Annotated in this window: 8 protein-coding genes; all 8 read right to left on the bottom strand. The window is 68.5% G+C overall.

What is annotated here, in order from left to right; translation table 11 throughout:
• Window positions 1–10: 10 nt before the first annotated feature.
• A complete protein-coding gene (locus tag VM780_RS09665) occupies window positions 11–1,612 on the bottom strand; it encodes a peptide chain release factor 3 (RefSeq protein ID WP_325447066.1) in 1,602 nt (533 codons plus the stop codon).
• 184 nt (window positions 1,613–1,796) lie between these two features.
• The gene (locus VM780_RS09660) at window positions 1,797–2,666 is read right to left on the bottom strand and encodes a metallophosphoesterase (protein WP_325447065.1); all 870 of its coding nucleotides are present in this window, start codon (window positions 2,664–2,666) and stop codon (window positions 1,797–1,799) included.
• Entirely contained in the window at window positions 2,663–3,586 is a 924-nt protein-coding gene (locus tag VM780_RS09655; protein ID WP_325447064.1) for a diacylglycerol/lipid kinase family protein, read from the bottom strand. The genes VM780_RS09660 and VM780_RS09655 overlap by 4 nt, the downstream gene beginning before the upstream one ends.
• Window positions 3,587–3,602: 16 nt before the next feature.
• Window positions 3,603–5,000, bottom strand: a complete 1,398-nt coding sequence (locus tag VM780_RS09650; RefSeq protein ID WP_325447063.1) for an APC family permease — start codon at window positions 4,998–5,000, stop codon at window positions 3,603–3,605.
• Window positions 5,001–5,129: 129 nt separating this feature from the next.
• Window positions 5,130–7,124 (bottom strand): OmpA family protein, encoded by a 1,995-nt coding sequence (locus tag VM780_RS09645; RefSeq protein WP_325447062.1) that lies wholly within the window; start codon window positions 7,122–7,124, stop codon window positions 5,130–5,132.
• Window positions 7,125–7,380: 256 nt separating this feature from the next.
• The gene (locus tag VM780_RS09640) at window positions 7,381–8,166 is read right to left on the bottom strand and encodes a 2-keto-4-pentenoate hydratase (RefSeq protein WP_325447061.1); all 786 of its coding nucleotides are present in this window, start codon (window positions 8,164–8,166) and stop codon (window positions 7,381–7,383) included.
• Window positions 8,167–8,604, bottom strand: coding sequence for a TIGR02588 family protein (locus VM780_RS09635; protein WP_325447060.1), 438 nt, complete (start codon window positions 8,602–8,604; stop codon window positions 8,167–8,169).
• Window positions 8,604–9,461: a TIGR02587 family membrane protein gene (locus VM780_RS09630; protein ID WP_325447059.1), complete on the bottom strand. Its 858-nt coding sequence runs from the start codon at window positions 9,459–9,461 to the stop codon at window positions 8,604–8,606. Before VM780_RS09630 ends, VM780_RS09635 begins: the two co-directional genes overlap by 1 nt.
• Window positions 9,462–9,581: the final 120 nt, after the last annotated feature.

The raw sequence follows: 9,581 nt of genomic DNA, 5'->3' as shown, positions 1-9,581 counted from the left end.
GTAAGCGGCCTTACGCCGCGAGCTTTCTCACGTCCTTGACGTCGGTGAACGCCACCTTCTCCCAGCGCTCTTTGGCGCGGGTCATCTGGAACGCGCTGCCCGCCAGCAGCACAGGGTCGCCGTCGAGGTCCTCGGCGACGTTGCCGCGATTGGCGTTGAGGAACTCCTGCAGGTCCTTGTCCGGCCCCGAAATCCAGCGGGCGAGCGCGTACTGGCTCTGCTCAAAGCCGACCTCCAGCCCGTACTCGGCCGCCAGGCGACCCGTCAGCACGTCGAGCTGAAGCGGCCCGACGACGCCGACCAGCGCCGGCGAGCCGTCGAGCGGCCGGAACACCTGCACGACGCCCTCCTCCGCGAGCTCCTGCAGCGCCTGCTTCAGCTTCTTCGCCTTCATGGCGTCTTCGAGCCGCACCCGGCGCAGGATCTCGGGCGCGAAGCTCGGCACGCCGAGGAAGGAGATGTCCTCGCCCTCGGTCAGCGTGTCGCCGATCCGCAAGAGGCCGTGGTTCGGAATGCCGACCACGTCGCCCGCATAGGCCTCTTCGGCGAGCGCGCGATCCTGCGCGAAGAAGAACTGCGGCGCGTGAAGCCCGATGGTCTTGGCCGTGCGGGTCTGAAGCACCTTCATCCCGCGTCTGAGCTTGCCTGAGCAAAGCCTGACGAAAGCGATGCGATCGCGATGGTTGGGGTCCATGTTGGCCTGGACCTTGAAGACGAAGGCCGTCATCCGCTCCTCGGCGGGCGACACCGGTCTCTTGTCGCTGTCGAGGCCCTGAGGGCCCGGCGCAAGATCGGCGAGGCCGTCGAGCAGGTCGCGAACGCCGAAATTCCTGAGCGCGGAGCCGAAGAACACCGGGGTCTGGTGGCCCTCGCGGAACGAGGCCAGATCGAACGGCTTGAGAGCGCCGGCCGCAAGCTCGAGCTCCTCTGTGACCTCGGCGAGCCGGTCGGCCGAGACGAGGCCCTTCAGGGCCTCCATGCCCGTGCCCGACACGGTGTCGCCGGTGTCAACCAGCCGGATGCGGCCGGACTGGAGCTCATAGGTTCCCGCGAAGTCACGGCCGCGGCCAATCGGCCACGTCAGCGGCGCGACGTCGAGCGCGAGCGTGCTCTCGATCTCGTCAAGAATCTCGAACGGATCGCGGCTCTCGCGGTCCATCTTGTTGACGAAGGTCACGATCGGGATGTCGCGCAAGCGACAGACCTCGAACAGCTTGCGGGTGCGCTCCTCGATGCCCTTGGCGGCGTCGATCACCATCACGGCAGAATCGACCGCCGTCAGCGTCCGGTAGGTGTCTTCCGAGAAGTCCTCATGGCCCGGCGTGTCGAGCAGATTGAACACGCAGTCGCGGTACTCGAAGGTCATCACCGAGGTGACGACCGAAATGCCGCGCTCGCGCTCGATGTTCATCCAGTCCGACCGCGTGCGGCGGCGCTCGCCCTTGGCGCGCACCTGACCCGCGAGCTGGATGGCGCCGCCGAACATCAGCAGCTTTTCCGTCAGCGTCGTCTTCCCGGCGTCCGGGTGGGAAATGATCGCAAAGGTGCGCCGCCGTTCGACCTGACGGGCGAGCGGGGTTGTGGCGGCGGTCGAGACAGCGAGATCGGTCATTCGGCTCTGGTCGGCGTGAGCGGGCGGCGCCCGGATGCTGCGGCCTCCCGCGCCGCACCTTTCGCGGAGACGGCGCCGCCGCCTTCGTCGCGTCGCCTGCGCCGACAGGGAGGATTTACCTCCAAATGGCGGATCGCGGGCCGTAACGCAATGTGCGACGGAGCGCTGATCAACTAGCCGATGACTAAGGCTCCGCTCTAACTGGCGTCGGCTCCTCGGCTTCGGCGGCGACCGAGGGCGCCTCGACCGACGGCAGCCGCAGCCGGGCGCCCTGCTCACGGGCGGGCGCTTCGCGCCAGCGCTCGCCGTCCCAGGCGCGGACTTCGATCACCACCTCGCCGGACGGGTCGATCGTCAGCCTGTGATAGGCGTTGGGCTCGCCCCTCAGGCGCGTCGAGGTCGCGGTGGACGCCTGCACGATCACCATGCGGGTCTCGTCGTCAGCTTCCACCGAATGGGTATGGACGTAGTCGCGGTGCAGGTGACCCGACAGAACGAGCCCGATCCGCAGCTTCTGGAAGCAGGCGAGCGCCCGCTCCGCGCGGCCCACAATGGCGAGTTCGGGCTCCGTCTCGGGCGGGTGCAGCGGATGGTGGGCAACGACAATCCGGAACAGGTTGGGCGGCAGCTCCTGGACGCGTTTCCTGAACTTCCGCAGCTGGCCGACGCCGTAGCGGCCCTTCGACCAGTCGAAGCCGAGCGTGAAGCGGCGCGCCGTGTTGAGCCCGACGACGGCGACCGTCTCGTCCCGCCAGATCGGCTCGATGTCCCGCGACACAAACCGGCGCCACCGCCGATAGGGATCGAGGAAGCGCTCGAGCATGTTCAGATAGGTGATGTCGTGATTGCCCGGCACGGCCAGCACGGGCGCGTTGAGGCTGCGCAGAAAGGCTCCCGACGAGCGATACTCGTGGCGATAGGCGCGCTGCGTGAGGTCGCCGGAGACCGCGATCAGGTCGGGCGGATCGGCGTTGATCTCGTCGCGGAGGGCGTCGACAACGCGCCGGTCGACGCGGTCGAAATGCAGGTCCGAAAGATGCACGATCCGGGTCACGCGGCCGCCTCCGCAGGCGCGGCCTGGCCGCTGCGCGGACGCAGCGCCAGCAGCGCCTTAGGTCGGGTGCGGTAAAGCAGCGGAGGCTTCAGCAGCATCGTCTCTCCGTCGTTCATCACCCGCAGGAGTTTTCGCCGGCTCGTCACGGTGAGCTCCCTCACCCCATAAGTCTCCAGATCGGGATCCTGTTTCCAGCTTCCGATCGCGATCCGCGCCGAGATCCGGATGATCGGCCAGGCGCTGAGCCGGCGCGTGACGTAGAGCGCGAGCTCCCCGCGGTCGAGGCTGGAGCGGCTGAGAAAATGCCCGAAGCCCTCGTCATAGGCGTTGTTGGCGACCACGATCGCCTTCGACCGGATGGTCACCGGCCCGTGCCCGAGATCGAGGCCGACGCGCAGCGGGGGATAGCGGTAGAGGCCTTTCAGCCCCGCCGCAGCGAGCCGCCACCACCCGGTCAGCCCCATGTCCTCGCGAGAGCGCTCACGGCGCTCCGCCAGACGCGCGGGCACGCCCAGCATGGAATTGCACAGGAAGACGTGGCCGTTGACGTCGCCCATATCGATCGGGACGCGATCGGCGGTGGCGAGCGCGGCGATCGCCTCGTCGAGGTCGATCGGGATGCCGAGGTCGCGGGCGAGCAGGTTCATGGTGCCGAGCGGCAGCGGCCCCAGCGCCTTGCCGGTTCCGGCGAGCGCCTGGGCGGCGGTCATGATCGTGCCATCGCCGCCGGCGGTGATCACCGCATCGACCGGCAGGCGGCTCGCGCGCTCGATCCGGGCGGAGAGGTCGCTGGCGTCGCCGTCGAGCACGGCGCCGACCTCAAACCCGGCTTCGGCGAGCTTCCGCTCGAGATCGCCGGGCGCGTCGGTCAGCCCGAGAAGCGCTCCGGACGACCTGTTGATCACCAGCGCGATTTTCATGAACCGGAGCTCCGCGTCACGCCTGCGCCGCGGCCTCGTCCTGCTCGATGAAGCGCTGCAGCCGGGTCTGGTCGCGTCCAGCGCCCGTGATGAAATAGAGCGCGGCGATCGCCAGCAGCAGACCAACCGCGATCGCAGGCGCGGTCCAGCTCCCCTGGCCGAGCCGCACCAGGATCAGCGCCGCGCAGACCGCAGCCCCAAGGATCGGCACGAAGATCGGGACTTCAAAGCCGCCAGGCGCCTCGCTCGGTCGGCGCTTGAGCACGACGAGCGCGATGTTGACCACGGTGAACACGCTGAGCAGCAGCAGCACGGTCGCCGAAGCGAGCTCCTTGATGTCGCCGATCATCGCAAGCGCCGCCACCACCACCAGCAGCGCGAAGATCGCGACATGCGGGGTCCGGCGGGTCGGATGCACCCGGCCAAGCGCCGCCGGCATCAGCCCCTGCTTGGACATGCCGTAGAGCAGGCGGGAACCCATGATCCAGTTGACCAGCGCGGTGTTGGAGACGGCGAAGATGCTGATCGCCGTGAACAGCACCGGCGGCAGCCAGGGCGCGGCCTTCTCGACGACCGCGACCAGAGCCAGCCCCTCCGTGCCCGCGAGTTCGCTCCAGTGCATCACCGACACCGCGGTTATCGCGATCGCCATGTAGATCACGGTCGCGGCCAGCATCGCGAACACGATGGCTAGCGGCATGTTGCGGCTCGGCCGCTTCACCTCCTCGGAGACGTTCAGCATGTCCTCGAAGCCGATGAAGGAGAAGAAGGTGAGAACCGCGCCCTGCATCACCAGCAGCGCCAATCCGGCGGCGCCGGCGTCGCCGGTCTTCTCGGGCGGAAATTCGAGCAGGCTGTTCGTTCCCCAATAGCTGAAGCCGACCAGCACCACGAGAATCAGCCCTCCGGCCTCCACGATGGTGCAAACGACGTTGGCCCACATCGATTCCCTGATGCCGCGGAACAGCAGCCCCGCGACCAGCAGCAGGAAGCCCAGCGCCAGCATCCAGGTCGGGAGAAAGGCGCCGCCGAAAAGCTGTTGCAGACCGCCCGCGACGACGTTGGACTGGGTCGCGATCGAAGTCAGGCCCGAGCACACCACCGCGAGGCCGACCACGTAGCTCAGCAGCGGCGCGCCATAGGCGCGTTGCGTCACATAGGCCGCCCCGCCCGCCTTGGGGTGCCGCGAGACGATGTTGGCGTAGGACAGCCCGGTCAGCATCGCGGCGATCATGCTGACCACGAAACCGATCCAGATCGCGCTGCCGAGATCCTTCGCCGCCTGGCCGACGAGGCCGTAGATGCCCGCCCCCAGCATGCTGCCGAGGCCATAAAGCGTCACCTGCCAGAGCCCGACGGAGCGGTCGAGGCTCGGCTCGCTCGCAGCGGCCGATCCCACGTCTATCGCTGCCATCCGTCGGCTCCCTCATCCCGCTCCTCGCGGTGAGGTAGCGCGACGAGGCCTGCCGCCAACGGCGCCCGGATAGAAGAAGGGCGCGGGAGCCGAAGCGCCCGCGCCCTTCTCAACATCCGAGTCTGCGGATCAGTTGTTCCCGCTGCTCAGCAGAGGCGTGATGTTCCGCACGGTGACGCGCCGGTTGCGCTCCTCCGGGCCTTCGGTCTTCACCTTGAGGTACTGCTCGCCATAACCCTGGGTCGTCAGATTCTCGGCCGGGATGTCGAAGTACTTGGTGAGGATTTCGGCGACCGATTCAGCGCGCCGGTCGGACAGCGACAGGTTGTCATCGTCAGCGCCGACCGCGTCAGTGTGGCCCTCGACCATGAAGACGGTCTTGGGGTTCTTCTTCACGGCGTCCTCCATCGCGAGCCCGACATTCTCGAGCTTCTTGATCTGGTCGTCGCGCACGTCCCAGGAACCCGTGTCGAAGGTGATCGTATCCAGATCGACGCTGCGGACGCGCTCGCGCAGCGGCGCGTTCTGCCGGATTTCGTCCAGCGAGTAGCTACGCTCCAGCCGCTCGACCGGCGGCGCCTGGAACGCCTCCTCGATCTGGTCGTAGGACGCGCTGTCGGCGTCGACGATGTAGCGCTCGCGCGGGATGCTGACCTGAGGCGGGGCCAGATCGAGGTTCACGAACACGCCGGTGCGGGCGCCCCGCGGCCGGTTGTCGATCAGCACATACTCCTCGCCGCGATAACGCCGCACGCGCCGGATCAGCCGACCGTCCTCGTCGGTGACGGTGATCACCTGCGAGCCGTCTGGGCGCTCGACGATGTGCCGGATCTCCCCACCGCGGCGTTCCTCGCGAACGTCGCGCGCGCCATAGCGGAAGCGCTCGCCCTCATCACGACGGATCACGGTGCGGCCGTTCTCACGGATGATCGTGCGCCCGCCGGGCTCGGTGATGATCACGCGGTCGCCCTCGCGACGCTCGCGACGCTCGGAGCGGAGATCGTCGATGCGGCGTTCGCGACGGTCGCGGGCGTCACGGTCGTCCCGATCGTCCCGGCGGTCGCGCAGCCGCTCCTCGAAGCGCTCGCGGCGCCTCTCCGGGCTGGCGTTGCGATCGTCGTCACGCCGGTCGCGGGCGTCGCGATCGCCGTCGCGTCGGTCGCGAGCGTCGCGGTCGCCGTCGCGCCGGTCACGGTCGCCTGCACGATCACGGTCGTCGCGCGCGCCCGGGCGGTCGCCATCCCGTCCGTCCCTAAGATCCTGAAGACGATCGCGCCGGTCGCGGTCCTTGTCGTTGTCTCCGGCGCCCGGGCGGTCCCGATCGGCGTCCGAGCCGCGATCATCGCGCTTGTCGCGCAGATCCTGCAGACGCTCCTTGCGATCGGTCGCATCGCGACCGGTCTTGTCCTTGTCCGAGTCGTCTTTGTCCTTGCCGTCGCGAAGGTCTTGAAGCCGCTCTTTGCGATCGGCGTCGCCGCCGGCCTTGTCGGCGTCGGTCTTGTCCTTCGCCCTGTCGCGAAGATCCTGCGATCGATCCTTGCGATCCAGGCCGTCCCGGCCAGTGGCGTCCCTGCCCTTGCCGTCCGTCGCGGAGTCGCCGGCGCCCTTGGCGTCGTCGCTCTTGTCGCGCGCATCCTTCGCGCGTTCCTTCTTCTCGCGCTTGGCGTCGGACTTGTCGGTCTGGCTGGCGTCGCCGCCGGACTTGTCGGGCCGGAACATGTCGGGCTTGGCGCGGCCCGGCCTGTCGCTCTGGTCCTGATCCGACGCGCCCTTCTTACGCTCGATGCGGGAATCGGGCGCATCGGCCTTGGGCTCGCGCATCTGCTCGCGCATCGAGTCGCCCTGAGAGTCCTTGCGCTTCGAAGGCCGGTCGCTGCTGTCGCTTGCGCCGCCCCCCGCGTCGCCTCGGTCCGGCTTGGAACGCTCGCCGCGGTCGGGCCGACCGCCGTCATCGGACTTGTTGCGCCCCTTGCGGTCGCTGTCGCCGCCGGGAGCTTCGGGGTTCAGCCCCTGCGCCAGGACGATCGGCGCGCCCGAGACAGGCGCCTGCGCGAAGCTCGGCGCGGCCAGGGCGACGACCGGCAGAACGGTCCCGGCGAGCAGAAGAAATCTCGTCGTCTTCATGATCATCCTTGCTTCGTATCCAAACGCGCGCCGGTCTGCGGCTAGCGCGTCGCCTCACCCCAAGGGAGGCCAAATAACCGCGGAAGATGGCGCGTCAATGACTGATGGTCTCAAAGGGTTCCATCGGAACGGCTATTCGCGTGAAACCCCGCCAGGACGGCGACCGACTAGGTATTGCGGCGCAACTAAACGGGTATGCACCGCAACCGTTCCATGAATATTCATTCAGGAGCCGCGCATAGAGCGCCGAATCCGTTCAGGCCGCAGCGATCGTCAGCTCGGCGTCCGGCAGCCCTTCGAAGCTCGCTCGCACGCTCTGCCCTGGCGTGGCGCGCCGGAACGGCGTCGTCGAGCCGGTCGTCACGACGTCGCCCTTAAGCAGCGGCCGGTCGGTCGCGCGCCGGGCGTTCGCGAGATGCGTGAGCAGGCGGGCCGGATCTCCGCCGCTGTTGCCGCCCTCATGGGCGAAGGCGGTCTCGCCATTGATGGTCAGCCTCACAGGCAGCCGCGCGAGGGGGATCTTCGGCCGCTCTGTCACCCCGGCGCCAAGCACGAGCAGCCCGTGGCTCTGCCGGTCTGCAATCTTCCACAGCGCGGGGGTCGCCGCCCAGTCGGCGAAGGCGGTGTCCAGAACCTCGATCGCCGCGTGCCATGTCGCGACCGCGTCAAGCACCTCGTCCGCCGAATAGGGTTCGGGCCTTGGCCCCAGGTCCCGCGCGAGCGTGACGGCGATCTCGGCCTCCACGGCGCCGAGCACGAAGGCGTCCGCCGGCACGGCCGCCGGGCTTGCCTTCAGCGTGTCGGCGGTGATCAGCCCCATTCCGGGCTCGGCCTCAGGCGATGGCGCGCCGGTCTTCCAGGCCACGACGGGGCCGAAGCTGGCCACGACCGCCTCGTGTATCGCCCAGGCTTCCGCGTCGTCCGCCGGCGCAAGCTCCGACGGCGGAGCCTGGATCGGCTGACGCGCACGCCGCGCGTCGATCAGCAGGCGGGCGGCCTCGGCGATCTTGCGGCTTTGGATGGGGCTTTCGGAAGACGTCATCTACGGCTCACGATAGGAGATCGGGGCAAGTTCCAGTTCGCCGGCCGCCGGATCCTCCCTGAGGACAAAGCCAGCCTTGCGGGTCGAGTGGCGCGGCACGTAGTCGAACGTGGCCTCCGCCTCTTCGGCGACCTGATCGCCCCTCTTCAGGGTGGCGCGGATGACGACCTCGGCGGCGGTCGAAGGGCCGAGGTTCTCGGTCTCGAAGCTCACCACATAGCCGGATTCGGTTTTCGTCACGCCGGTCACGCGGCTGGTCAGCGCAGGCGCCGCCGGATGGTAGGTCAGCGCCTCATGGCCGAGCAGGCCAAGGACGCCCAACGTCACTAGCGCGCCCAACGCGCCCACCGCCCACTCCAGCCGCCCGACGGCCCGCGGCGGCGGCGCGTCGCGCCTTCCGTCATCCTGCGTCTTCTCCCGCGCGCGGCCCTGGGCCATCAACTCTGTCCTCCGACGATCAGCCGGGCGAAGGCGGCGCCGATCGACGCCGGGAAGCCGAGCACGACGACGAGGCGCAGCGCCGCTTCCGGCCCGAGCCCTTCGAGCCGGCCGAAATCCCACAGCATGCCGGCGCAGACGAGCAGCGCGACCGCGTAGCCCGCCAGCGTGTAGCAGACGAACAGGCTGAAGAAGCCGAGTCCCTCGGGACGCAGCGCGGCTTGGCCGCGGAACTGCACCGAGTAGACGATGGCGTGCATCGAGATGACCGACAGCGCCACCAGCGCCACTGCGTGGAACGGCGTCATGGAGGCGGCGATCAGATCGACCTCCTCGGTCGGGGCGATGTTGAAGCACAGGAACACGGCGCCTGCGGCGAGGAACAGCAGATCGCCCAGATAGCCGGCGCGGCGGTTCCGGCTGCGGTTGGCTTCGTCCCCCTGGCCGAGTTGCCCCTGCGCGATGACCGCCCCGAAACTCGCCGGCACGGCCTGGATCACGATCGCTCCGAGAACCTCGTCAAGTGACTGCGAGAAGGTGATCACGCCGAACAGCACGAGCACTGCGGTCGAGGTCACGAAGCCGACGAGCAGCGCCACCAGAGCGTCGCGCACGTCGTCGAGCCAGGTCTCCGTCTCCTGGAAACCGATGTAATGCGATAGACCCACGAGCAGCGGCAGGACCGCGAGCAGCAGCAGCATGAGGCGGCCCGGCTCCATGCTGCCGCCGAGCTGCCACATCTCCATTGTCATCAGGACGGGCAGAACGAACACGATCGCTCCGCCGACAGCGCGCGCGAGAGCGACAAGGAAGCCGCGCTCGATCTCGCGGCGGCGTTCGGCTGAGACTGCGGGCATGCGAGACGCGGACCCCAAGACGTGAGCGAGACCATCCGGGCCGCCGCCGACGCCGTCAAGCCGACCATCAGCGGTGATCGAGCCCGATGACAAACCCGATCCAATCAGCGTATGCGTGGG

Origin of the sequence: Hansschlegelia sp., from assembly GCF_035538955.1 — a bacterium.
GTDB lineage: Bacteria > Pseudomonadota > Alphaproteobacteria > Rhizobiales > Methylopilaceae > Methylopila.
The sequence above is the reverse complement of the archived record's forward strand: the minus strand, read 5'-3'. Positions and strand labels throughout refer to the sequence as shown.